23 protein-coding genes are annotated in these 23,537 nt (G+C 71.4%); 11 read left to right on the top strand and 12 right to left on the bottom strand.

Annotated elements, in window-relative coordinates; translation table 11 throughout:
- Positions 1 to 71 precede the first annotated feature (71 nt).
- A complete protein-coding gene (locus ACWIGU_RS37310; protein WP_454406186.1) occupies positions 72 to 818 on the bottom strand; it encodes a L,D-transpeptidase family protein in 747 nt (248 codons plus the stop codon).
- 187 nt (positions 819 to 1,005) lie between these two features.
- Here ACWIGU_RS37310 and ACWIGU_RS37305 point away from each other — a divergent pair, with 187 nt between their 5' ends.
- Positions 1,006 to 2,910: an ABC transporter transmembrane domain-containing protein gene (locus tag ACWIGU_RS37305; protein WP_454406104.1), complete on the top strand. Its 1,905-nt coding sequence runs from the start codon at positions 1,006 to 1,008 to the stop codon at positions 2,908 to 2,910.
- Positions 2,907 to 4,697 (top strand): ABC transporter ATP-binding protein, encoded by a 1,791-nt coding sequence (locus ACWIGU_RS37300; protein ID WP_454406102.1) that lies wholly within the window; start codon positions 2,907 to 2,909, stop codon positions 4,695 to 4,697. The genes ACWIGU_RS37305 and ACWIGU_RS37300 overlap by 4 nt, the downstream gene beginning before the upstream one ends.
- 32 nt (positions 4,698 to 4,729) lie before the next feature.
- On the opposite strand, the gene ACWIGU_RS37295 is transcribed toward ACWIGU_RS37300, so the two are convergent.
- Positions 4,730 to 5,524, bottom strand: a complete 795-nt coding sequence (locus ACWIGU_RS37295) for a metal-dependent hydrolase (protein WP_454406101.1) — start codon at positions 5,522 to 5,524, stop codon at positions 4,730 to 4,732.
- On the opposite strand from ACWIGU_RS37295, the gene ACWIGU_RS37290 reads away from it, so the two are divergent.
- The 3 genes from ACWIGU_RS37290 to ACWIGU_RS37280 all read left to right on the top strand — a co-directional run bounded on the left by ACWIGU_RS37290 (position 5,523) and on the right by ACWIGU_RS37280 (position 9,635).
- Positions 5,523 to 8,195, top strand: coding sequence for a DEAD/DEAH box helicase (locus ACWIGU_RS37290; protein ID WP_454406100.1), 2,673 nt, complete (start codon positions 5,523 to 5,525; stop codon positions 8,193 to 8,195). The genes ACWIGU_RS37295 and ACWIGU_RS37290 overlap by 2 nt on opposite strands.
- Positions 8,196 to 8,262: 67 nt before the next feature.
- Positions 8,263 to 9,135 carry an acyl-CoA thioesterase gene (locus ACWIGU_RS37285; protein WP_454406099.1) on the top strand — a complete coding sequence of 291 codons (873 nt, stop codon included), beginning with the start codon at positions 8,263 to 8,265 and terminating at the stop codon, positions 9,133 to 9,135.
- Entirely contained in the window at positions 9,132 to 9,635 is a 504-nt protein-coding gene (locus ACWIGU_RS37280; protein ID WP_454406098.1) for a tetratricopeptide repeat protein, read from the top strand. The genes ACWIGU_RS37285 and ACWIGU_RS37280 overlap by 4 nt, the downstream gene beginning before the upstream one ends.
- Positions 9,636 to 9,673: 38 nt before the next feature.
- Here the strand turns inward: ACWIGU_RS37280 and ACWIGU_RS37275 are convergent, their stop codons facing one another.
- Together ACWIGU_RS37275 and ACWIGU_RS37270 are read right to left on the bottom strand one after the other, a co-directional pair.
- Positions 9,674 to 10,615 carry a DUF6397 family protein gene (locus ACWIGU_RS37275; RefSeq protein ID WP_454406096.1) on the bottom strand — a complete coding sequence of 314 codons (942 nt, stop codon included), beginning with the start codon at positions 10,613 to 10,615 and terminating at the stop codon, positions 9,674 to 9,676.
- 110 nt (positions 10,616 to 10,725) lie between these two features.
- Positions 10,726 to 11,124: a roadblock/LC7 domain-containing protein gene (locus tag ACWIGU_RS37270; protein ID WP_454406095.1), complete on the bottom strand. Its 399-nt coding sequence runs from the start codon at positions 11,122 to 11,124 to the stop codon at positions 10,726 to 10,728.
- A 96-nt stretch (positions 11,125 to 11,220) separates the two neighbouring features.
- Here ACWIGU_RS37270 and ACWIGU_RS37265 point away from each other — a divergent pair, with 96 nt between their 5' ends.
- Complete coding sequence (locus tag ACWIGU_RS37265) at positions 11,221 to 11,649, top strand: PPOX class F420-dependent oxidoreductase (RefSeq protein WP_454406093.1); 429 nt, start codon at positions 11,221 to 11,223, stop codon at positions 11,647 to 11,649.
- A gap of 12 nt (positions 11,650 to 11,661) precedes the next feature.
- Here the strand turns inward: ACWIGU_RS37265 and ACWIGU_RS37260 are convergent, their stop codons facing one another.
- The 5 genes from ACWIGU_RS37260 to ACWIGU_RS37240 are packed head-to-tail and all read right to left on the bottom strand — an operon-like array spanning position 11,662 to position 16,527.
- Positions 11,662 to 12,294: a GTP-binding protein gene (locus tag ACWIGU_RS37260; RefSeq protein ID WP_454406092.1), complete on the bottom strand. Its 633-nt coding sequence runs from the start codon at positions 12,292 to 12,294 to the stop codon at positions 11,662 to 11,664.
- Positions 12,275 to 12,706 carry a DUF742 domain-containing protein gene (locus ACWIGU_RS37255; protein ID WP_100598442.1) on the bottom strand — a complete coding sequence of 144 codons (432 nt, stop codon included), beginning with the start codon at positions 12,704 to 12,706 and terminating at the stop codon, positions 12,275 to 12,277. The genes ACWIGU_RS37260 and ACWIGU_RS37255 overlap by 20 nt, the downstream gene beginning before the upstream one ends.
- Positions 12,707 to 12,722: 16 nt before the next feature.
- Positions 12,723 to 13,160, bottom strand: coding sequence for a roadblock/LC7 domain-containing protein (locus ACWIGU_RS37250; protein ID WP_100598443.1), 438 nt, complete (start codon positions 13,158 to 13,160; stop codon positions 12,723 to 12,725).
- The gene (locus tag ACWIGU_RS37245) at positions 13,157 to 15,697 is read right to left on the bottom strand and encodes a sensor histidine kinase (RefSeq protein ID WP_454406091.1); all 2,541 of its coding nucleotides are present in this window, start codon (positions 15,695 to 15,697) and stop codon (positions 13,157 to 13,159) included. The genes ACWIGU_RS37250 and ACWIGU_RS37245 overlap by 4 nt, the downstream gene beginning before the upstream one ends.
- 56 nt (positions 15,698 to 15,753) lie before the next feature.
- Positions 15,754 to 16,527: an MHYT domain-containing protein gene (locus tag ACWIGU_RS37240; protein WP_454406090.1), complete on the bottom strand. Its 774-nt coding sequence runs from the start codon at positions 16,525 to 16,527 to the stop codon at positions 15,754 to 15,756.
- Positions 16,528 to 16,754: 227 nt separating this feature from the next.
- Here ACWIGU_RS37240 and ACWIGU_RS37235 point away from each other — a divergent pair, with 227 nt between their 5' ends.
- Positions 16,755 to 17,354, top strand: coding sequence for a class I SAM-dependent methyltransferase (locus tag ACWIGU_RS37235; RefSeq protein WP_454406089.1), 600 nt, complete (start codon positions 16,755 to 16,757; stop codon positions 17,352 to 17,354).
- A gap of 38 nt (positions 17,355 to 17,392) precedes the next feature.
- Here ACWIGU_RS37235 and ACWIGU_RS37230 read toward each other — a convergent pair whose 3' ends face one another.
- Positions 17,393 to 18,160, bottom strand: a complete 768-nt coding sequence (locus ACWIGU_RS37230) for an alpha/beta fold hydrolase (RefSeq protein WP_454406185.1) — start codon at positions 18,158 to 18,160, stop codon at positions 17,393 to 17,395.
- Positions 18,161 to 18,296: 136 nt separating this feature from the next.
- On the opposite strand from ACWIGU_RS37230, the gene ACWIGU_RS37225 reads away from it, so the two are divergent.
- The 4 genes from ACWIGU_RS37225 to ACWIGU_RS37210 all read left to right on the top strand — a co-directional run bounded on the left by ACWIGU_RS37225 (position 18,297) and on the right by ACWIGU_RS37210 (position 21,959).
- A complete protein-coding gene (locus ACWIGU_RS37225) occupies positions 18,297 to 18,824 on the top strand; it encodes a PadR family transcriptional regulator (protein ID WP_454406088.1) in 528 nt (175 codons plus the stop codon).
- A 96-nt stretch (positions 18,825 to 18,920) separates the two neighbouring features.
- A complete protein-coding gene (locus ACWIGU_RS37220) occupies positions 18,921 to 19,217 on the top strand; it encodes a hypothetical protein (RefSeq protein WP_356279889.1) in 297 nt (98 codons plus the stop codon).
- A gap of 179 nt (positions 19,218 to 19,396) precedes the next feature.
- On the top strand, positions 19,397 to 20,383 hold the full coding sequence (locus ACWIGU_RS37215) for a hypothetical protein (RefSeq protein ID WP_454406087.1): 987 nt from the start codon (positions 19,397 to 19,399) through the stop codon (positions 20,381 to 20,383).
- A 178-nt stretch (positions 20,384 to 20,561) separates the two neighbouring features.
- A complete protein-coding gene (locus ACWIGU_RS37210; RefSeq protein ID WP_454406085.1) occupies positions 20,562 to 21,959 on the top strand; it encodes a tannase/feruloyl esterase family alpha/beta hydrolase in 1,398 nt (465 codons plus the stop codon).
- Positions 21,960 to 21,967: 8 nt separating this feature from the next.
- Here the strand turns inward: ACWIGU_RS37210 and ACWIGU_RS37205 are convergent, their stop codons facing one another.
- Together ACWIGU_RS37205 and ACWIGU_RS37200 are read right to left on the bottom strand one after the other, a co-directional pair.
- Complete coding sequence (locus ACWIGU_RS37205; protein ID WP_100598451.1) at positions 21,968 to 22,150, bottom strand: hypothetical protein; 183 nt, start codon at positions 22,148 to 22,150, stop codon at positions 21,968 to 21,970.
- A gap of 258 nt (positions 22,151 to 22,408) precedes the next feature.
- A complete protein-coding gene (locus ACWIGU_RS37200; RefSeq protein ID WP_454406084.1) occupies positions 22,409 to 23,464 on the bottom strand; it encodes a fatty acid desaturase family protein in 1,056 nt (351 codons plus the stop codon).
- Positions 23,465 to 23,537: the final 73 nt, after the last annotated feature.

Genomic DNA, 23,537 nt, shown 5'->3' with positions numbered 1-23,537 from the left:
GAGGGGTGTTGTACGGGGCGGACGCGGCCCCCGCAACAGCCCGTCCCAAAGCCGGGCGACGCGTCAGCTCTTCAGCTCTTCAGTGACGCCTTGTCGCCCATCACCACGACCGGGTGCTGCTTCGGGTCGATGGTGCGCAGCAGGTACTCCATGCCTGACTTCGACAGGCTCACGCACGCCGACGTGCCGCTGCCGTGGTCCATGTGGAGCCAGATGCTGCCGCCCTTGGTCTGCCCCTCGGGCCGGGTCGGGTCGTTCGGCGCGGTGCCCTTCACGCGGTTGTAGTCGATGGCGATGACGTAGTCGAAGTCGTGCCAGTGCGACTCGGCCCAGTAGTGCGGGGCCTGGAACGACGCGGCCTGCGTGTACGGCAGCTTCGCGCCCGGGTCGGCGAGCACCCCGCCCGCGTCGGTGAGGGTGAACACCCCTATGGGGCTGCGCTTGTCACCCTCGCGGTGGTCGGTGGTCCAGCCCTTCTTGCCGTTGTGCGCGGGCCAGCTGCGCGTTTTGTCCCAGGTGGAACCGGACTTCGTGTAGAGCACGACGGTCGAGTCACCGGAGTTCTTGCCGTCGCCGTAGACCGCGATGACCTGTCCCGCACTCTGCGGGATCTTTGACTGGAGCTGGTCGCCGACGTCGGGAATGCGTTTGAGGTCGGCGGCGGGGCGGTCGTCCTGCCGAGTGCCGGCCGAGCCCGACCCGGCCTTGCGCCCGGTCCCGTCGTCCCCGCTCGAACCACCGCAAGCGGACAGGGTCATGAGAAGGACGCTGCAGGCCGCCGCAGCGACCGCCGTTCGAACCGCACCCGCGTTACGCATGCGGTCCATGGTCGCACCACGCACCAGGTGCCCCCGACCGGCCCTGCCCCCGGCGTCGAACGCGGGCCGAAACTTTGCCCCACGGCGGAAAACCGTTTGCCTCCAGTGCCTGAATCCCGCGAACCTTGCACGGTTTGTTCCGTCCGTACCCCCGACTTCGCTCCCCCCTTCCGAGCTCTGGGACGTCATGCAGATCCACGATCTTCCGTATCCCGACCCGGGCCTGCCTGATGCCCGCTCCGGCCCCCGTTTCCTGCTCTGGCTCGGCCGGAACCAGCTCGGCGGCCAGCTCAAGTCCCTCTCCTGGGGACTCCTGCACTTCCTGTCCGTGGCCTCCCTTCCCTACGGTGTCGGCTTCGCCGTGCAGTCCGTGGTCGACGGCTCCGGCTCACGGCTCGCCCTCGCGGGCGGGCTGATCCTGCTCCTCGGCGCCGCGCTCGCCCTCGGCGACACGATGCTGCACCGGACGGCGGTCACGAACTGGATCACCGCGGCGGCCCGGGTGCAGCAGCTCCTCGCCCGCAGGACCGCGGCCCTGGGCGCCGCGCTGACCCGGCGGGTCGCCGCCGGTGAGGTCGTCGCCGTCTCCACGGGCGACGTCGAGAAGATCGGCTGGTTCGTCGAGGCGCTCTCGCGCTTCGCCGCCGCCGCGCTCACCGTCGTCGTGGTCTGCGTCGGGCTCGTCCTCTACCAACCGGCGCTCGGCATCGTCGTCGCCATCGGCATGCCGGTCCTCGCGCTCGCCGTCCTCCCGCTCCTCCCCCGCGCCACCCGCCGTGCCGACCAGCAGCGCGAGAAGGCGGGCCGCGCCACGGAACTCGCTTCGGACACCGTCGCGGGGCTGCGTGTCCTGCGCGGCATCGGTGGCGAGGAACTCTTCCTCGACCGCTACCGCCGCGCCTCGCAGGAGGTCCGCACGGCCGCCGTCCGCAGCGCCCGCATGTGGTCCCTGATCTCCGCGGTCCAGGTACTGCTGCCCGGGCTGCTGCTGATCGCGGTCGTCTGGTACGGCATCGAGCTGGCCCGCCAGGGCCGGATCACCGTCGGTGAACTCGTCACCGTGTACAGCGCCGTGATGATCCTCAACTACCCGCTGCGGCACTTCGAGGAGATCGCCATGGCGTACTCCTTCTCGCGCCCCTCGGCCCAGCGCGCGGCACGCGTCCTCTCCATCGAACGGGTCACGGAGCCGGGCGGACTCCGCACCGCCGAAGCGCCGGCCGGAGACCTGTACGACCCGGTGACGGGGCTGCTGGCCCCCGCGGGCGTGCTCACCGCCGTGGTGTGCGGCGACCCGGACCTCGCGGGCCGGCTCGCGGACCGGCTCGGGGGACACCCCACGGACGCGGACAGCGGGACCGGTTCGGATCCGGGTGCGGACCCGGGTGCGGACCCGGGTGCGGATCCGGATTCCCTGCCCTCCGTGCTGCTCGGCGGGGTGCCGCTCGACGAGCTGCCCCTGGACACGGCCCGCACCGCCGTCCTCGTCCAGGACAAGGACCCCGTGCTGCTGTCCGGCACGCTCGCCGAACTGCTCGACGTCCCCTCCTCGGGATCCGTACGCCCAGCGGAGGCACTGGCCGCGGCGCAGTGCGCCGACGTACTGGACGCGCTCGCGCAGGCGTCCCTTGACGACGACCCGATGAACGCGCGGATCACCGAGCGCGGCCGTTCCCTCTCCGGAGGCCAGCGGCAGCGGCTCGCTCTTGCGCGGTCCCTGGTCACCGACCCGGAGGCGCTGGTCCTCGACGAGCCGACGTCCGCCGTCGACTCCCACACCGAGGCCAGGATCGCCGACGGCCTGCGGGCGCTGCGCGGTGGGCGGACGACCGTGGTGCTCACCTCGTCCCCGCTGCTGCTCGATCGTGCCGATCGGGTCGTCCTGGTCCACGAGGGCACGGTCGCGGCGGTCGGTGAGCACCGGGAGCTGGTGCTCACCGAGCCCCGGTACCGGGCCGTCGTGACCCGCGAGACCGACGAGGAGGCGGCGTCGGCGGCCTTGTCCCAGAACGGCGGCACCCCTCTGCGCGGCGAACCCGGCACCGGCGACCCGGGCATCGAAGAACTCACCGAGATCGAGGAGACGGCATGATCGGCCTGGCGCCACCGGCCTTCGACCCGGCGGCCCCGACCACGGCGAACACGCTGCCGGTCGGTGCCCCGGCGACCGTACGGTCCTACGTCCGCGAGCTGTACCAGCGGCACCGGCGAGCGTTTCTGCTGCTCATCGGCGTGAACACGATCGCCGTCGTGGCGTCTATGGTCGGCCCCTATCTGCTCGGCGCCCTGGTCCAGGACGTCTCGGACGGCTCGGACCGGCTGCGCGTGGAGCATCTGGGCAGCACCATCACCGTGTTCGTCGTCGCGCTCCTCGTCCAGGCCGTGTTCGTACGGCAGGTGCGGCTGCGGGGCGCGATGCTCGGCGAGCGGATGCTGGCGGATCTGCGCGAGGACTTCCTCGTGCGCGCGGTGGGCCTGCCGCCCGGCGTGCTCGAACGGGCCGGTACCGGTGACCTCCTTTCGCGCATCACCACCGACATCGACCGGTTGGCCAACGCGATGCGCGAGGCCGTTCCCCAGCTGTCCATCGGCGTCGTGTGGGTGGGGCTGCTCCTCGGCGGTCTCGCCGTGACCGCTCCGCCGCTGGCACCGGCGGTCCTCGTCGCGGTACCGCTGCTCGTCTTCGGCTGCCGCTGGTACTTCAAGCGGGCCCCGTCCGCGTACCGCTCGGAGGCCGCCGGCTACGCCGCGGTGGCCGCGGCCCTCGCGGAGACCGTCGATGCCGGGCGCACCATCGAGGCGCACCGGCTCGGCGCCCGCCGCGTGCGGATGTCCGACCAGCGGGTCAGGGAGTGGACGGCGTGGGAGCGGTACACGCTCTATCTGCGGTCGGTGTTCTTCCCGGTCATCAACGCCACGCATGTGACGGTCCTGTGCGCGGTGCTCCTGATCGGCGGAGTCTTCGTACTTCAGGGCTGGATCGGCGTCGGGCAGCTGACCACGGGCGCGCTGATCGCCCAGATGCTGGTCGATCCGCTGGGCCTGATCCTGCGCTGGTACGACGAGCTCCAGGTCGCCCAGGTGTCGCTGGCCCGGCTCGTGGGGGTCCGGGACATCGAGCCGGACGCGGGCGACGCCTCGGTGGCACCGGACGGTCGGCACGTGCAGGCCGACGACGTCCACTTCGGGTACCGGGCGGGCGTCGACGTGCTGCGCGAGGTGTCGCTCGACGTACGGCCGGGGACGCGGCTCGCCCTGGTCGGGCCGTCCGGAGCGGGCAAGTCCACGCTCGGCCGGCTCCTCGCGGGGATCTACGCGCCGCGGGCCGGCCAGGTCACGCTGGGGGGCGCCGAGCTCTCCCGGATGCCCGCCGAGCGCGTGCGCTCGCACGTGGCGCTGGTCAACCAGGAGCACCACGTATTCGTCGGCTCCCTGCGCGACAATCTGCGGCTGGCCCGCACCGGGGCCGAAGAAGCCGAGCTGTGGGCGGCCCTTGGCGCGGTCGACGCGGACGGCTGGGCGCGGGCGCTCGACGGGGGTCTGGACACCGAGGTCGGCTCGGGCGCGGTGGCGCTGACCCCGGCGCAGGCCCAGCAGATCGCTCTGGCCCGCCTGGTCCTCGCCGATCCGCACACCCTGGTCCTGGACGAGGCGACCTCGCTGCTCGATCCCCGTGCGGCCAGGAACCTGGAGCGTTCGCTCGGCAGGGTCCTGGACGGCCGCACGGTCGTCGCCATCGCCCACCGGCTGCACACCGCGCACGACGCGGATGTGATCGCCGTGGTCGAGGAGGGGCGGATCAGGGAGCTCGGCAGCCATGACCAGCTGGTGGCTGCCGACGGCGCGTACGCGGCGCTGTGGCGGTCCTGGCACGGGTGACCGCGCGGGCGGGGAAAGGGGTGTGCGGCGGCTCAGATGACGTTGAGCGCGGCCGCGCACCCCACTCCGCCGAGCAGCATGAACACCGGCATCAGCACCTTGAGCTCGACCCAGCTGCCCGCTCGGAAGCGCATCATCTTGGGCGGGCCGATCGGGTACCAGCGCTTGCGGCCGATGGGGATGGGCCACAGGACCGGGCAGCCGGAGACCGTGAGCGCGTCGCCGATGTCGTGCACCAGGGCGCCCAGGACGATCGGCAGGCCCAGCCACAGGTACTCCTGGCCGGGCTGCGTGAACAGCCAGTCCGACCCGTTGCCCGGCTTGTCGAGGACTCCGGCGAGGATCCAGGCGCTGGTCCCGGCGAGCAGCCACACCAGGACGTCGCTGCTGGAGCCGCGTGCCGCCCGCCACAGCAGGCCCTCGATGGCCAGCACCATGTGGACGAAGAGGAGGGCGAGGACCGCCCAGCGCCCGCCGAATATCGCGGCGGCGGAGGCGCCGGCGCCGATGAGGACCGCCCACAGCCAGGTGTGCGTGAGGGTGCGGTGTCCGCCGGAACGGCGCGGGTCGCCCTTCATACGGGTCGCCTTGTAGACCGCGTACGACAGCTTGTCGACGATCTCGCACAGGCCGCGCGACACCGGGCCGAAGGCCCGCGAGATGGTGGCCGCCTTGTGGTCCAGGTCGGGGGCGAGGGCCGCGCCCGCGCAGATCAGTGCCCCGACGAGCAGGACGGGCCAGGGCATGGGGTGTCCGGCGGCGGCCGCGGCCGCACCCACCCCCAGCCAGGCCGCTGCTCCTGACAGCGAGTGTGCCGGTCCCATCATGGCTGCGTTCCGCCCCATTCCACTTGTGTCGGTGCCCAGTTGTCCCCACCCGGGCCACCACGTCCTGACGCTCCGTCGGCGCCACAGCGTACCTTTCGTGATCTTCGTGCAGGCAACCGATTGCCGGATCGGGTCGGAGGGCAGGCAAGATGGGGGTGTGACCCTTATCGATCAGCTGCCGCAGACCGCCGACCCCGACGCCCTCTACGAGGCTTTCGAGTCGTGGGCTGTGGAGCGCGGGATCACCCTCTATCCCCACCAGGAGGAGGCGCTGATCGAGGTGGTGTCGGGGGCGAACGTGATCGTCTCGACGCCCACGGGGTCCGGGAAGAGCATGATCGCCGCCGGTGCGCACTTCGCGGCGCTCGCGCGGGACGAGGTCACCTTCTACACGGCACCGATCAAGGCGCTGGTCTCCGAGAAGTTCTTCGAGCTGTGCAAGCTCTTCGGCACGGAGAACGTCGGCATGCTCACGGGTGACGCGTCGGTCAACGCCGACGCCCCTGTGATCTGCTGCACCGCCGAGATCCTCGCGTCCATCGCGCTGCGCGACGGGGCGCGGGCCGACATCGGCCAGGTCGTGATGGACGAGTTCCACTTCTACGCGGAGGGCGACCGCGGCTGGGCCTGGCAGATTCCCCTGCTCGAACTCCCCCAGGCCCAGTTCATCCTCATGTCGGCGACGCTCGGCGACGTCGCCATGTTCGAGAAGGATCTGACGCGGCGCACCGGCCGCCCCACGTCCGTGGTCAGCTCCGCGACGCGTCCGGTTCCGCTTTCCTACGAGTACCGGCTCACGCCGCTCACGGAGACGCTGACCGAGCTGCTCGACACCCGGCAGGCCCCGGTCTACATCGTGCACTTCACACAGGCGCAGGCCGTCGAGCGGGCGCAGGCACTCATGAGCATCAACATGTGCACGCGCGAGGAGAAGGAGAAGATCGCCGACCTGATCGGCAACTTCCGCTTCACCACCAAGTTCGGCCGCAACCTGTCGCGCTACGTGCGGCACGGGATCGGCGTGCACCACGCGGGCATGCTGCCCAAGTACCGGCGTCTGGTGGAGAAGCTCGCGCAGGCGGGCCTCTTGAAGGTCATCTGCGGTACGGACACGCTGGGCGTGGGGGTCAACGTGCCCATCCGTACCGTCCTGTTCACCGCTCTGACGAAGTACGACGGGACGCGGGTGCGGACGCTGCGCGCGCGGGAGTTCCACCAGATCGCGGGCCGGGCCGGGCGGGCCGGCTTCGACACGGCGGGCCTCGTCGTGGCGCAGGCGCCCGAGCACGTCATCGAGAACGAGAAGGCGCTCACGAAAGCGGGGGACGACCCGAAGAAGCGCCGCAAGGTGGTCCGCAAGAAGGCCCCCGAGGGCTTCGTCGCCTGGACCGAGAACACCTTCGAGAAGCTGATCGGCTCGGCTCCGGAGCCGCTGACGTCCCGCTTCCGGGTGACGCACATGATGCTGCTCGCGGTCATCGCCCGCCCCGGCAACGCCTTCGACGCCATGCGCCATCTCCTCGAGGACAACCACGAGCCGCGCAAGCAGCAGCTGCGGCACATCCGTCGCGCGATCGCCATCTACCGCTCGCTCCTCGACGGCGGCATCGTGGAGAAGCTCGACGAGCCCGACCCCACGGGCCGGATCGTCCGGCTGACGGTCGATCTCCAGCAGGACTTCGCGCTCAACCAGCCGCTGTCGACGTTCGCCCTCGCCTCCTTCGACCTGCTCGACAAGGACTCGCCGTCGTACGCGCTCGACATGGTGTCCGTCGTGGAGTCGACGCTCGACGACCCGCGCCAGATCCTCGCCGCCCAGCAGAACAAGGCGCGCGGTGAGGCTGTAGCGGCGATGAAGTCCGACGGCGTCGAGTACGAGGACCGCATGGAGCGGCTCCAGGACATCACGTACCCGAAGCCCCTGGACGAGCTGCTCTACCACGCGTACGACGTGTACCGCAGGAGCCACCCGTGGGTGGGTGACCACCCGCTGTCGCCGAAGTCCGTGATCCGCGACATGTACGAACGGGCCATGACCTTCACGGAGTTCGTGTCCTTCTACGAGCTCGCCCGCACCGAGGGCATCGTCCTGCGGTACCTCGCCGGCGCGTACAAGACCCTTGAGCACACGGTCCCCGACGACCTCAAGTCCGAGGACCTCGAAGACCTGATCGCCTGGCTGGGCGAGATGGTCCGCCAGGTCGACTCCAGCCTCCTCGACGAGTGGGAGCAGCTCGCCAACCCCGAGGTCATGACGGCCGAGGAGGCCCAGGAGAAGGCCGACCAGGTCAAGCCGGTCACGGCGAACGCGCGCGCGTTCCGTGTGCTCGTCCGCAACGCCATGTTCCGCCGGGTCGAACTGGCCGCCCTCGACAACGTCGACGAACTGGGCGAGCTGGACGCCGACGCGGGCTGGGACGCGGACGCCTGGGGCGAGGCCATGGACAAGTACTGGGACGAGTACGAAGATCTCGGCACCGGTCCCGACGCCCGCGGGCCGAAGCTGCTGCAGATCGAGGAGGACGCCGCACACGGCCTGTGGCGGGTGCGCCAGACGTTCGCCGATCCGAACGGCGATCACGACTGGGGTATCAGCGCCGAGGTCGACCTCGAGGCGTCCGACGCGGAGGGCCGTGCGGTCATCCGCGTCACGGATGTCGGCCAGCTGTAGGTCCTGACCCGGTCGCGCACCCCGGACGCAGCGCGCGGAGCGCGGTGCAGAGATGAGAGAACAACGCATGACGAACCCAGCTGAGCGGCTCGTCGACCTGCTCGACCTGGAGCAGATCGAGGTCAACATCTTCCGGGGCCGCAGCCCGCAGGAGTCCCTGCAGCGGGTCTTCGGCGGCCAGGTGGCCGGCCAGGCGCTCGTCGCCGCGGGCCGCACCACTGAGGGCGACCGGCCCGTGCACTCGCTGCACGCGTACTTCCTGCGTCCGGGCCGCCCCGGCGTGCCCATCGTGTACCAGGTCGAACGGGTCCGCGACGGCCGGTCGTTCACGACGCGCCGCGTCACCGCCGTGCAGCAGGGCCGCACGATCTTCAATCTGACCGCCTCCTTCCACAAGCCCGAGGACGGGAGCTTCGAGCACCAGCTGCCGCCGGCGCGCGAGGTTCCCGATCCGGAGTCCCTGCCGACGATCGCCGACGAGGTGCGTGCCCATCTGGGCACGCTGCCCGACGCGTTGGAGCTCATGGCGCGTCGCCAGCCCTTCGACATCCGGTATGTGGACCGGCTGCGCTGGTCCCCGGAGGACATCGAGAGCGCCGAGCCGCGCAGCGCGGTGTGGATGCGCGCGGTCGGGCCCCTCGGCGACGACCCCCTCGTACACACCTGCGCCCTCACGTACGCGAGCGACATGACCCTCCTCGATGCCGTGCGCATCCCCGTGGAACCGCTGTGGGGGCAGCGCGGTTTCGACATGGCTTCGCTCGACCACGCCATGTGGTTCCACCGTCCCTTCCGCGCCGACGAGTGGTTCCTGTACGACCAGGAGTCCCCGATCGCGACGGGCGGCCGGGGTCTGGCCCGCGGCCGGATCTACGACGCCGACGGACATCTCCTCGTGTCCGTGGTGCAAGAGGGCCTCTTCCGCAAGCTCGGGGAGTGACCGGCGCCGACGACCGGGACGCGTCGCTCGCGCGGGCCGTGCGGCTGCGCGAGGACGGCCTGCGCGAAGAGGCCCGCGAGCGGCTCGTCGCGCTGTCCGCCCGGTTCCCCGACGACGCCGAGGTCGCGTACCAGACGGCCTGGGTCCACGACACCCTCGGACTCGAGGGCGACGCCGTCCCCTACTACGTGCGGGCACTCGCCGGCTCGGGACTGAGCCCGGACGACCGGAGGGGCGCGCTGCTCGGTCTGGGCAGCACGTACCGCACTCTTGGCCGCTACCCGGAGGCGGTCGCCACGCTGAGCGGCGGCGTCACCGAGTTTCCGGAGGACAACGCCCTCAAGACGTTCCTGGCCATGGCCCTGTACAACGCGGGACGCGCGCACGACGGGATGCGGCTGCTGCTGACCGTCCTCGCGCAGACGAGCGGCGACCCGGACCTCATCGCGTACCGGCCGGCCATCGAGCACTACGCCAAGGATCTCGACGCCGTCGAATAGGCCCCACGCCGGCGAACTGCCGCCGCCACGGGCCCGGTTCAGGCTCCTCTGCGGCGGAGCCACCCGAGCAATCCGCGCGACGGGCGGGGTGGCCCGGTGTCGGGCGGACTCTGCTCGCCCGTACCCTTTGACGGTTCCGCCGGCACCACATCCGGCGCCGGAGGGGCCACCGCGGGGAAGCCCGCACTCGGTCGCGGCGCGGGCCGCGACCGGCGCGCCTCCGCCAGGCTGAGCAGCAGGCTCGCCCTCAGCCAGCTGATCTCGTGCGGGTCCACCGCCGTCATGATCCGCTCGGCGATGCGCGCCGATGGCGAGTCGGGCGCCCCGTGTCCGGTCGACTCGGGCCGCAGTTTGCTCAGATATCCGCGCTCGTAAGGGCACTTGACGAGTTCCTGGACCGTCACCGGGTCGAGGAGGGACGCGACCGCTGCGGCGCGCTCCCATGCGTCGTCGCTCTGCCCGAGCAGGTGGCCCGCGTGCCGCGACCGCCAGTTCCGGGGCCGCAGGTCGATCCCCGCGTCGAGGCGGGCGCGCATACGGTCGGGTGCGCGTCCCGTCATCAGCGGTGCGTTGACCTCGGCCGCCGCGAACTCCCTCAGTTCCTCGGCGAGATAGAGCCAGACCACGGCCTGGTAGCGATTCAAGTAGAAGCGAACCGGCGTCAGTATCCCCGCGCGGGCGAGTCGCGTGAACCTGGCCGTGGTGATGTCCATGAGGCCCGCGCCTTCCGTGGTCCCCACAGCCCGGACCTGCTCCCGCAGCGACTCGGGGAAGCCCGCGGTGGCACGCACCCGCTCGATCTCGTCGCGGGCCACGCGTCGGCGCCCGCCGGCCTCGGCCGGTACGGTGCGCACGCGCCCCAGCCGTACCGCCAGCTCGAACTCGCCCCGTTTCAGCCCCAGTTCGCGAGCCGCCCTGCTCTGTGCGAGCGAGGCGGCGGGTACCCGCGTGGCCGGTGTCGTGATGGTGTTGCCACCCATGTCTGATCTCCCCCGTGAGTCGTGATCGCTCCCGGGAAAAACCGTAGCCCGAAACCCGCCCGCGCCGCTGAGCCTGTGGATAACTCCGAACGGCCCGGTGTTTGCGCAGGTCAAGAGCCTTCTGCTCGACGGGCTCCCACGCCGAGGTGCTCGCCGACCCGATTGACGAGCAGCGTCATCTCGTACGCGACCTGGCCGATGTCGGCCTCGGCCGAGCCGAGGACGCACAGGCAGCTGCCGTCGCCGGCCGCCGTCACGAAAAGTACGGCGTCGTCGAACTCGATCATCGTCTGCCGGACCCCGCCCGCACCGAAGTGCCGCCCGGATCCCTTGGCCAGGCTGTGCAGGCCGGACGCCACGGCGGCCAGATGCTCGGCGTCCTCCCGCCTGAGGTCGCCGCTCGCCCCGGTGACCAGACCGTCGTTGGACAGAACGAGAGCGTGGCGCACATGTTCGACACGTTCCGTCAGGTCGTCCAGCAGCCAGCCGAGCCCCTCGTTGTCCGCCATGATCCCGTCTCCCCCATTCCCGATCGCTCCCCTACCCGGAGGATCTGTCTCGCCAGCCTTCCCCACGCTCGGCATCTCGGCAAGCAGGATGACCCCATGGCACACAAGATGACCGATGAGGAATGGCGGGCGTTCGTCTCCGAGGGGACCCGTACCGCCAAGCTGTCCACCGTGCGGCCCGACGGCAGCCCGCACATCGCGCCCGTCTGGTTCGTACTCGACGGCGAGAACGTCCTGTTCAACACCGGCAAGGACACCGTGAAGGGCCGCAACCTGGCTCGGAACAACCGAGTGGCCCTGTGCGTGGACGACGACCGGCCGCCGTTCTCCTTCACGGTGATCGAGGGCCGCGCCGAACTCATCGAGGACCTGGGGCAGGTGCGGGACTCGGCCACAAGGATCGGCGGGCGTTACATGGGCGAGGACCGCGCCCAGGAGTTCGGCGAGCGCAACGGCGTGCCCGGCGAGCTCCTGGTGCGCGTACGGATCGAGAAGGTCGTGGCCCTGGCGGGGCTCACCGACTGAGGGCGCCGCACGTCAGCTCACGGAGTCGAGAAGCCGGGCGGTGTGCATCCGCCCGGCGTACTCGACGAGCCGGATCAGCACCTCCTTTCCCGAGTCGCGGTCGCGGGCGTCGCACAGCACGACGGGTGTCCCGCGGTCGAGGTCGAGGGCGCGCGACACCTCGCGGGCACCGTAAGCCCGCGCGTTCGTGAAGCAGTTGACCGCGACGACGAACGGGATGCGCCGGTGCTCGAAGTAGTCCACGGCGGGGAAACTGTCCTCGAGCCGTCGAGTGTCCGCCAGGACGACGGCGCCCAGCGCGCCCTGTGACAGCTCGTCCCAGAGGAACCAGAAACGGTCCTGCCCGGGCGTGCCGAACAGGTAGAGCGACAGGCCGGACCGGATGGTGATGCGGCCGAAGTCCATGGCGACGGTCGTCGTGGTCTTGCGCTCCACCGCTCCGGTGTCGTCCACGTTCTGGCCGAGTTCGCTGAGGAGTTCCTCGGTGCGCAGGGGCCGGATCTCGCTGACGGCGCCGACCAGGGTGGTCTTTCCCACCCCGAATCCGCCCGCGACCAGGATCTTCAGAGCCAGGGCGGAATTGTCGGCGTGGTCGGCGTGGTCGGCGTGGTCGGCGTTCGTCTCTTCAGAGTGCTCGGAGGCCATCGATGACTTCCCTCAAGATCTTTTCGTCGGGTAGCTGTGCGGGCGGCACGGGCCGGCTGACCTTGACGCAGCCCATGTCGAGCAGGTCGCCCAGGAGCACCCTGACCACCCCTACGGGGAGGTCGGTGCCCGCGGCGAGTTCGGCGACCGACTGCGTCTCGGTGCGGCACAGCTCGATGAGCGCCCTGTGCTCGGGGCCGAGCGCCGTGTCGTCGTCCTTGCCGGGCGCTGCGTCGTCGAGCTTGACGAGTGCGATCAGGTCGAAGCGCACCCCTCTGGGCCCGGGTGACGTGCGCCCGCCGGTCATCGCGTACGGGCGGACCAGGGGCCCGGCCTCGTTGTCGTACCACTGGCTGCCCGACCGGTCGGGGCTGCCCCGTCCCTGATCGTCCCTGTGCCCGTGATCGTTCATCGTCGTGGCCGTCCGGTCATCCGGCGGCGGGCGGGTGCGCGGCGAACCGCGGCGGGGTGTAGAGGTGTTCGCCGACCCGCTTGACCATGCGGGCCATCTCGTACGCGACGAGGCCGATGTCGGCGTCGGCCGTGCTGAGGACGGCGAGGCAGGAACCGTCGCCCGCGGCCGCGACGAAGAGGAAGCCGTCGTCCATCTCGACCATGGTCTGGCGCACGCCGCCCGCTCCGAAGTGCCGGCCCGCCCCCTTGGCGAGACTGTGGAAGCCGGAGGCGACGGCGGCCAGGTGTTCGGCGTCCTCGCGGCCGAGAGCGCTCGACGCGCCGACGGCGAGTCCGTCGTTGGACAGGACGACCGCGTGCCTCAGCTCGGCCACGCGCTGCACCAGGTCGTCGAGGAGCCAGTCGAGTTCTCCGGACCGGGGCGCCGCGTCCATGGTCGGGTCCTGGATCATGTGGGATCTCCTTCGGTGCTGTCGCTGCGGGGCACGGGTCCTGAGCCGGCTCCTGGTGGGCGGCCGCCGCCCCGGACCCAGCCGTCACGGAACGCCGCCATGCGCTGCCGTGCCTCTTCGGGCGTCCGTGCGTCGGATTCCTGGCGCTGTGCGGTGCCGTTCTGCTCCTCGGGCCGCTCGCGCAGTTGGGGCGCGAGGCTCGCCTGCCGCACCCGCTTGGGCAGTCCGTCCGGTGATGCGTCGTCGGTGTTGTCCGCGCTGTTCGCGGGCTGCCTGTGCAGGCGCAGGGCGGTGACGCCGGGGGGCGTTGGGGTGTCGTGAGCCGTGTCGGTGTCCGGCACAGCGTGTACAGCGGCGGCGATGGCGGGACGTGGCCCCTGGGCGGGCACGGAGTTGCCGTTCATGTGCAGTGCTTCCGGGTCGGGCACGCGCGCGTAGTGGTGCTCCGTCGCGTGTTCCTGGGTGGCGTCCGCCCGTTCCGGGGTTCCGGCGTGCAGCAGGGGTGTGGGCAGCAGAACGACCGTGGTGGTGCCGCCATAGGGCGAGGTGCGCAGGTGCACCTTGATGCCGTGGCGGTGGGCGAGCCGGCTGACCACGAAGAGCCCGAGCCGGTCGCTGTCGAACAGGTCGAGCGCTTCGGAGTGGGCGATGCGGTTGTTGGCCTCGGCGAGGGTCTCCTTGCCCATGCCCAGGCCGCGGTCCTCGATCTCCAGGGCGTAGCCGTTTCCGACGGGTTCGCCGCTGACCCGCACCTTGGTGTGCGGTGGGGAGAACTGGGCGGCGTTCTCGACGAGTTCGGCCAGGAGGTGGGTGAGGTCGGCGACCGCGGCGCCCTGTACGGAGGCGGCGGGCAGTTGCCGTACCTCCACGCGCGCGTAGTCCTCGACTTCGGAGACGGCCGCGCGGACGACGTTGGTCAGCGAGACGGGGGTGCGCCAGGCGCGGCCCGGGGCGGCTCCGGAGAGGATGATCAGGCTTTCCGCGTGGCGCCGCATGCGGGTCGTGAGGTGGTCGAGGCGGAAGAGGTCGCTGAGTTCGTTCGGGTCCTCCGCCCTGCGTTCCATGGTGTCGAGGAGGCCGAGCTGGCGGTGGACGAGGACCTGGCTGCGGCGGGCGAGGTTGACGAAGACACCGGAGATCCCGCTGGCGAGTTCCGCGCGTTCGGCGGCGGCGCGCAGGGCCGCCCTGTGCACGGTGGTGAGCGCCTCGGCGACCTGTCCGGTCTCGTCCTCGGCGGGAGGGCCTTCCGGCGCTTCCGCACGGACGTCGATCTCCTCGCCGGCGCGCAGTTTCCGCATGGCGTGCGGGAGTTTGCGCCGGGCGATCTCCAGTGCGGTGTTGCGCAGGCTGATCAGTTCGATGACCAGGCCTCGGCCGATGCGTACGGAGATCACGAGCGAGGCGGCAACGGCCAGCAGACCGAAGAGGACGGCGGCGCCCGCGGGCGTGAGCAGTCCGCGGGTGACCGGATCCGCCCGGACCGCGGCCGTGCGCGCCGCGTCCGCCTCGATCGAGCGGAACCGGTTCTGCACGGTCGTGTGCGCGCTGTCCCAGGCGAGTGCGGGCGCCGCGTCGAGCGCCGCGCGACCGGGCCGAGCGGCGATCGCCTTGTCCTCTACGGCACGCACGTCGCCGTACGCACTCCCCTCCACGAGGCTGCGCCAGGCGGTCCGTTGCGGTGCCGGGAGATCGGCGACGGCCGCTTCGACGAGGGTCCTGCGGGTGTCGACCGCTCCCGTGAACAGCCGCAGCCGTGCGCCGTCCAGCGAGCCCGCGAGCCGCGCGGCGGTGAGCAGGGAGTCCTCGCGGGCGAGCATCTCCCCCGACCGTGAGAACTCGAACAGCACGCGCGCGTCGGAGCCGAGACGATCGTCCTGGATCCCGGTCACCGCTCCGTTGACGGCGAACGCCGAGTCGATCGTCTTCGTGTACTGCTCGTACGTCCCCTCCCAACCGGTCCGCCGGCCGAGCACCGCGCTGCGCACGGAGCGCAGCTTCTCGGCGCCGGAGACAAACACCGAAAGGCGCTCACCGACCAGGGCGGGCAGATCGGCACCGTCCGCGACGGTGTTGCTGTCGCCGAGGCGGAGCTTCGCCACGGCCTTGTCGGTCGCCGAGGTGCGCGTCCTGAGGGCGTCACCGCGGTCGGCCGCGGGCTTGGCGGAGTACGCGACGGCCGCGGTGCGTTCGGCCTGGAGCGCGGCGACCGCGTCGGCGACCGGGCCGCGAACCGTGGAGTCGACTCGCTGCAACTGCCGCATACGGGCGACGTCCTGGGCGGTGGTGACTGTCGCGTACGCCCACAGAGCGAGCAGGGAGACGACAGGCACCATCAGAAGGCAGACGATCTTGGCGCGGACGGTACGGGGCCGCAGCCCTCGGCCGCCCGCGCGCGTGGGAGGCACGACAGGAGCGGACGGGCCGTCCGCTGTGTGGTGCTCTTCCGCGGGCGGTCCGGCGTGCGCGCGCCGTCCGCGCGCCGGGGGCGCGGGCTTGGGCGGCGCGCCGTTGATGGGGGTCCTACGGGGTGTACGCATGGCCTCCTCGCTCGTGGTGCGCTCGTGGTGCGAAGGGTGACGGCTCCGGTCCGCTGTCAGCGGGCGACGCTCTCGACGGGCCGCTGGGCCGACGCGGAGGCCTCGCGCTCCCCCGTGGTGGGGGACAGCGCGACGAACGCGGAGGTCAGGAACAGGTAGGACCCGAGGCCGACGGCGAGGGGGAAGATGAACTGCATCGCCGTGGCCCCGGGCAGGGTCGCCGCGGAGGACGCGACCTTCACGCTCACCGCCATCATTCCGGTGTAGTGCATGCTGGTCACCGCGCCTCCCATGACGAGGGAGGCGACCGCGACAGCGGCGGGCGACTTGATGTTGAGCCCCGCCCAGAGGGCGGCTGTCGCGGCGACGACGGCAATGGCGACGGAGAGCCCCACGAGCAGCGGGTCGTAGCGCACCTGGCCGTGCAGGCGCAGCGCCGCCATGCCCAGGTAGTGCATGCTCGCGACGCCGAGCCCCGTGGTGAGCCCGCCGAGGGCGAGGGCCCGGTTGCGGTCGCGGCCGTAGCCGACGGCGAAGACGCCGACGCCCACGACGGCCACGGCGACGACCAGGCTGAGGACGGTGAGCGGCACGTTGTAGCGGATCTCCGTACCGGTGATGCCGAAGCCGAGCATCGCCACGAAGTGCATCGTCCAGATGCCGGTGCCGATCGCGGACGCCGCCGTGATCAGCCAGTTGCGCCGCGAACGGCCGGTGGCGCCAAGGGCGCGGACGGTGCAGCGCAGACCGAGCGCGGCACCGATGGAGGCCATCACGTATGACAGCACGGGGGTAAGCCAGCCGAAGGTGGCGTGGTCCAGGTGTCCCATGGCTCCGGGACGCTAGACCTCTCAGGGGCGCACAACAGGGGCGCATTTCGAAAGGTGCTGGAATATGACAGAGAGACGCACCTGAACGATCGCGTCAGGCTCGAACATGTGCACCGTACGCGCATACGGCGGTTTCGGTTCGCATCGGTTCTCATCGGTCGCATGCGGAGTTTTCGATCCCCCACACACGCCTGCGCCCCCGCCCACACGCGAGAGATCATGGAGTCATGAGCGACGACCACACGCACGTACAGGAGTTCTTCTCGGCCCGCGCGGCCCACTGGGACACACGGTTCCCCGACGACGGCCCGCGCTTCGAGGCGGCCGTCGCCGAGCTGGAGCTCCGCGCGGGCGACCGGGTACTCGACGCAGGATGCGGCACAGGGCGCGCCCTGCCGGCGCTCAGGGACGCCGTGGGGCCTTCGGGAGCCGTACTCGGCGTCGACCTGACGCCCGCGATGCTTCAGGCCGCCGTGCGGGCGGGACGGGATCGCGCCGGCGCGCTGCTGCTCGCCGACGTGACGCGCCTGCCGGTGCGGTCCGAGTCGCTCGACGCCGTCTTCGGCTCCGGGCTTGTCGCACACCTGCCCCAACCCCAGGAAAATCTGCGCGAGTTGGCGAGGGTGGTGCGCCCGGGCGGACTCCTCGTGCTGTTCCACCCCATCGGGCGGGCGGCACTGGCCGCCCGGCAGGGCCGCGAACTCACCCCGGAGGACCTGCGCGCCGAGCCGAACCTCCGCTCGCTGCTTGCCGGTTCGGGCTGGCAGATGACGTCGTACGTGGATGAGGACGACCGTTTCCTGGCGCTGGCGGAGCGCCGGGCCTGACGCCGTAGGGGCGTTGAGCCCGTTGCCCCCATGCCGGGCTACGCGATGGCGTGGTCGCCCGCGACCGCCGCGGCGAAGGCCTCCGCGTTGTCGAACATGATGTTGTGCCCGGCGTCGGGCACGGTGCGCACGCGTACGCCCGCGGCCTCGAGGCCCGCGCGGTCCGCGAGTTCACCGCTGCGCGCGCCCTGCAGATACAGGCGGTCGATGTCCAGGTCCATGAGCATCCGCCGCATGGTGGGGCGGGTGCCGCGGGCGAGCCCGACGGCGGTGCGGTGCAGGGCGAGGGGGTCCGCGAGGCGCATGGTGGCCGCCCACAGGGGGCCGATCGTGGCGAGCACGCGCGCGTGGCCGCCGCCCGTGACGTACTCGTCCTCGCCGTAAGAGGCGATTCCGCTGCTGCCCTCCACGCGGGGAGGGTACGGGTCGAGGTTGGCTTCGGTGAGCACGAGCCGCGACACGAGGTCGGGGCGCCGGTGGGCGAGGACGATCGCCACGGCGCCGCCCATGCTGTGCGCGACGAGCTCGGCGCCAAACGCGCCGGACGCGTCGAGAGCGGCCGCCAGGGCGTCGGCGTGGTCGTCCAGCGCATACCCGAAGTCGGCGGGCCGGTCACTGATGCCGTGCCCCGGCAGGTCGACGAACAGCGAACGACGGCCCGCGAGTTCGGGCCTGCCGGCTATGTGCGCGTGGTAGACGGTCGAGGCGGACCCCAGCCCATGGACGTACACCCGCGACGCCCCGTCCCCCTCGGCCTCGACCCAGCGGATGTGGCTCTCCCGCGAGTCGAACCGGGCCTGCTTCATCATGCGTCCCCACTCCCTCTCCCCAGCAACCGCACAGCCCCGCCCTTACGGAGCACTCCGTAGAGAATACATCGTGACCGATGTATTGCCATTTCGATGTACACCGAATTCGGAGGAGGTGCGGCACAATGAGGGCATGCTGGAACTCGCCATCCTCGGCTTCCTCTACGACACCCCTCTGCACGGTTACGAGCTGCGCAAACGGATCACGGCACTGACCGGCCACGTGCGACCCGTCGCCGAGAGCACGCTCTATCCGGCGATCAAGCGGCTGGAGAAGGCGGGCCTGCTCACCCGCGAGACACAGCCGGGGTCGGTCGCGGCCCAGCGCCACGTCCTCAGCCTGACCGCCGCGGGCCGGGAGGAACTCCGCGGCAGGCTGGCGGAGCCCGGGCGGGCCGACATCACCGACGAGAACCGCTGGTTCACGGTCCTCGCGTTCCTGAGACATCTCGACGACCCGTCCGCACAGGCGACGGTGCTCGGGCGCAGGCTGGCGTTCCTCGAGGAACCGGCCAGCTTCTTCTACGACGGTGAACGTCCGCTGCGCGCCGAGGAGTTGGACGACCCGTTCCGCCGCGGCATCCTCACCATCGCCCGAGCGACCAGCCGGGCAGAACTCGCCTGGCTGCGCTCCACGCTCGCGGACTTGCAAGCACCGTAGACGAAACCCTTCCGAGCCCTTCTGACGCTCGAACTCCAGCTCTACGTTGGTGATGTGACGCACCGTCGTACACGAAGCAGAAGGAAGGTGGCGTACATGTTCGACAGACTCCGCAAGGCCTTGGCCACACGGACGCCGGCCGGCACGAGCGTCGCCGAACGGCCGCGCAAGCGGCCGCACAACCTCTTCGAGGCGGCGGCCACCTATGTCGCGGCGTCCGTCGAGGACGACGAGGACAGGCTCGCCGAGGCCGCGACGTGGGTGTCTCCGGAGGCCCTGACGTTCGGCATCAACGAACTCGCGTGCCGCGCGGTCGTCGCGCTCGCGCGGGAACGCGACGAGTCACCCCAGGTCGTGGCGCGGACGCTGCTCGGCCTGCCCGCCGCCACCTGACCCACGACGCCCGCCGGCTCTCCACGGAAGGCACACGAAGTCCGCACGAGATCTTGGCATGGTCCGCCCGCGGGCCGCCACACCGGGTCCCCGGGGAGAATTTCCAGCTCAACGCCCTCGACGATCTCCACCGCGACTGGTTAGGGTGCGCCGACGGACGAAGCTCAGGGGAGGCTGGCATGGCCGGGACGGACGACGCGGTCGCCGCCGGGGACGACGCGCTGTACGTACTGACGGCGGTGTTGCTGACCCCTGCGAAGTTCCCCAGCGTGCTCGGGGACGACTACCCGGAGGCATGCGCCGCACTCGGGCTCGCACCCCTCGCCGACGGGTACGGGCTCGTACTCGGGCAGGACGGGGCGGGGGCGCGCTGGACCGTCGTCATCGACGACGTGTCCCTCGTCGCCGTCGCCATCGCATCCTGGGACTGCGGCATGGAGTACGAGTTGTCGCCCGAGGAGCGCACGGTGGTCTCGGCCCTGCCGGGGTGGCCGCTCGCCCTGTCCGTGTCCGCGCCCGGCGTCCCCGCCCCGCACGACCCGGAGCACGACCCCGAGATCATGGACGGTCCGTCCCTCACGCCGCCGAACACGGAGACGTGGGGCCCCGCCCAACGGCGCCTCGGCGCCGACGAGATCGCCCTCCAGTGGGCGTCCTGGCGGGACCAGATCGACGACAGTGCGTTCTTGACGGACGGCACGGACGTCACGCGTGGCACGGACGTAACGGGCGGCACAGAGGGCTCCGAGGGCGCGGCTGGCGCACAGGCCCCGGAGGGGGCAGGCGGCACGGGCTCTGACCGCCCGGGCACCGACGGCACGGCCACCCCCGATCCCGGCGACGCCACCGCCACCGCTCCCGCGGCAAGCGAGCCCGAGGCGCAGAGCACCCGCGCCCCGCACGCCGGCATCCGGCGGGTCCTCGCCGAGGTGCGCGCCTACGTGGACAGCCCTCCGCCGCTGGGCCGTGTCCGGTCGGCGTTCGCGTCCGGGGATGCCAGGACGCTCCGGGCCGACGGTCCCGGCTGGTCGATGGTGGCCCGGACGGACGACATCGCGTTCGTGCTCCTGGACGACGAGCCCGGTGAGGTGCTGCCCGTGGGGCGCGGCCCCGAGCTGCCCGGCCTCCTGGAAGCGCTCGACAAGATGGCCGTACGGCCCTCCTGACTCCTCCCGCGGCGGGCCGCGGTACACCCGCCGCGCGCACGCCGCCCCCAGACCCCCAGCCCCACATACCGTCCCCCTCCCCCATGTGGCACCGACCCATGGCCCGATGCCCCGTCCCGCCCGCACGATGGCCCCGCTCGTCACCCCTGCCGGTCCCTCGTCGTCGCGGAGGCTCCCCATGCGCATGCCCGGAACAGTCCCCCTCTTCGCCACCGCCCTGCTGGCGCTGGCCGCCTCGGGGCCGGTGCCCGCAGGAGCCGCCACGGAGAGCGGCGGGGGCGGGGCCCACTGCGCACACCAGGAGCGGGTGCGTGTCCCGGGTGCCGCCCTTCAACAGAGCGCCTGCCTGGGTGACTTGACGACAGCGGCCCTGGCCGGAACCCCGTACACCGACACCGCCGACCAGGCGGGCCTCACCGCGAAGGGGACCCGCAACCCGTCCGGCGTCCCCGGTTCGCAGATCGACGGGTACTTCCCGGACGACTCCGAGACCAATACGACGCACGGCTGGCAACACGACGCCCAGTTCGTGATCAGGCTGCCCGACCACTGGAACGGCGGCCTCGTGGTGACCGGCTCACCCGGAAACCGTAAGCAGTACTCGACGGACGCGGCGATCTCCGACCGGGTCCTGGCCCAGGGTTACGCCTACGCGGCGACCGACAAGGGCAACACCGGACCCGACTTCTACCGCGACGGGAAGCGCCCCGGCGACGCGATCGTCGAGTGGAACAACCGGACCACTCAACTCACCAGAGCGGCGAAGAAGGCCGTGGCCCAGCGCTACGGGCGGGCCCCGCAACGGACGTACATGACCGGGATCTCCAACGCCGGTTATCTGACGCGCTGGCAGCTGGAGAACCATCCCGAGCTGTACGACGGAGGCGTCGACTGGGAGGGCACCCTCTGGACCACCGACGGCCCGAACCTGCTCACCTCACTGCCGACCGCCGTCGCCTACGGGCTCGGGAAGGCCGACGACGACGATCTGTATCGCGTGGGCTTCGCGCGCGGGTCCGAATTCCTGTGGGCCTACCACCAGAAGGCCTACTGGGGGATCACGCAGAAGATCTACCGCGCCGAGTTCGACCCCTCGTACGACTCCAAGTGCCCCGGGTCGTCGGCGGGTTCGACGACGGTCGAGCTGCTCGCGCCGTGCGCGTCCGACGCCTCCTACGACTACGCGGCACGCCCCGACTCCGTACACCGGGCCGTCGCACGGGTCGCGCTGAGCGGGCGGATCGGCAAGCCGCTGATCACGCTCCAGGGCGACCTGGACACCCTGCTTCCGATCGCGGCCGACGCCGATGTGTACGGGCGGATGGTCGACGACCGGGGGCGCGGCCGCCTGCACCGCTCGTACACCGTGCAGGGCGGCACGCACACCGATGGTCTCTACGACACCTATCCCGACCGGCTGCGGCCCGTGCTGCCCTGCTACCGGTCCGCGTTCGACCTGCTCACCGCGTGGGTGGAGGACGGCGCGCGGCCGCCCGCCGACCACACGATCTCCAGGCCGGCGAGCGGCGACGTCGTCAACAGCTGCTCGGCAGCGGCAGCGGCCACCCGCCCGTAGCACCGCTGTCAGCGGCCGATCTCCCTGCGTGAGGCGCGGCGGAGCCTGCGCCGCTGGGAGGGGTCAAGCGCCAGATAGGCCGCCGTGGGCACCCCGAGCACGATCAGGAGTGACGCCCACCAGGGCAGCCAGATCAACAGGATCAGTCCGGCCGCCACACCTCCTGCGGCGATCTTCGCGTTCCTCGACATGTCCGTCGCCTCCTTCGGGGGCTGCAAACCGCCCTCGCCATGAGAGGCGGGCCCCCGCCTCTACTCTCTGAAACGGACGCGCGGCCCGGGCGGTTCCTGTTCACGACCCTGAGACACCCCTGAGCCTCCACCCTGACGCACCCCTGAGCCCGGCGCAGCCCCGCGCGGCCCGGCCGCAGCCCCGGGCAGGACGCATGCCCTGAGACCCGGGCAAGGAACCCGGGGCTCAGGGCTGCACACGGCCCGCCGGGAAGGCGGTCACTCCATGCGCAGCGGCTCCCCGACCTCGTACATGTGGCGCAGGGCCTGCCGGTAGGAGTCGACGAGACCGGTCTCCGTGAAGGGGATGCCCAGGTCGCGGCAGTGGGCCTTGACGAGGGGCTGGGCCAGGCGCAGGTGGGGGCGGGGCATGCTCGGGAAGAGGTGGTGCTCGATCTGGTAGTTGAGGCCGCCGAGGAACCAGTCGGTCAGTGCGCCGCCCTTGATGTTGCGGGAGGTGAGCACCTGCCGGCGCAGGTGGCCCCAGCGCTCGCCGTCCGGGTCGGGCATCTCCATGCCCTTGTGGTTCGGCGCGAAGGCCATGCCCAGGTGCAGGCCGAAGAGGGCCTGGTGGATCGCCGCGAAGGCGAGGGCGTGACCGAGGGGCATGGTGCTCAGGAGCAGGGTCACGTAGCCGACGGCGTGGGCGACGAGGAACAGTCCTTCCACGGCGCGTTCGCGCGGGGGCTGGCGGCGCAGGTCCTGGAAGCCGTACAGCTTCAGGGCGAGGCCCTCCAGGAGGGTCAGGGGGAAGAACAGCCAGGCCTGGTTACGGGTGAGCCAGCGGCGGAAGCCGGAGCGGGTCGCGGCCTGCTCGCTCGTGAAGACGAGGACGTCGGCGGCGACGTCGGGGTCCTTGTCGATGTGGTTGGGATTGGCGTGGTGCCGGTTGTGCTTGTCGTTCCACCAGCTGTAGCTCATGCCGAGCAGGAGATTGCCGTGGATGAGCCCGATGAGCCGGCTCACGGCGCGGTTGCCCGTGATCTGCGCGTGGCCGGCGTCGTGGCCCACGAAGGCGGTGCGCGCGCAGAGCACGGCGAGGACGGGAGCGAGGGCGAGGACCCACCAGGAACCGCCGATGAGGGCCATGCCCGTGCCGACGGCGGCGAGGGACAGGTCGTTCAGAGCGATGTTGCGCACGTACCAGCCGGTGCGCCGCTCCAGGAGGTCCTGGCTCTTGACGGTGCGCAGCAGCGGCGTGAACTCGCTTCCTTGCGGCTGCGCCCCGTTCGCACCTGAGGAATGGTCCACTACGGGTTCGACGGCCAGGGTCATGGCGAGTCTCCGGTCTCTGGGCATGGCGATAGGCCTGTGATGGGCACGGCTATGGGCGTGGCGATGGGCGTGG

It is taken from the genome of Streptomyces sp. NPDC055400 (assembly GCF_053644375.1).
The sequence above is the reverse complement of the archived record's forward strand: the minus strand, read 5'-3'. Positions and strand labels throughout refer to the sequence as shown.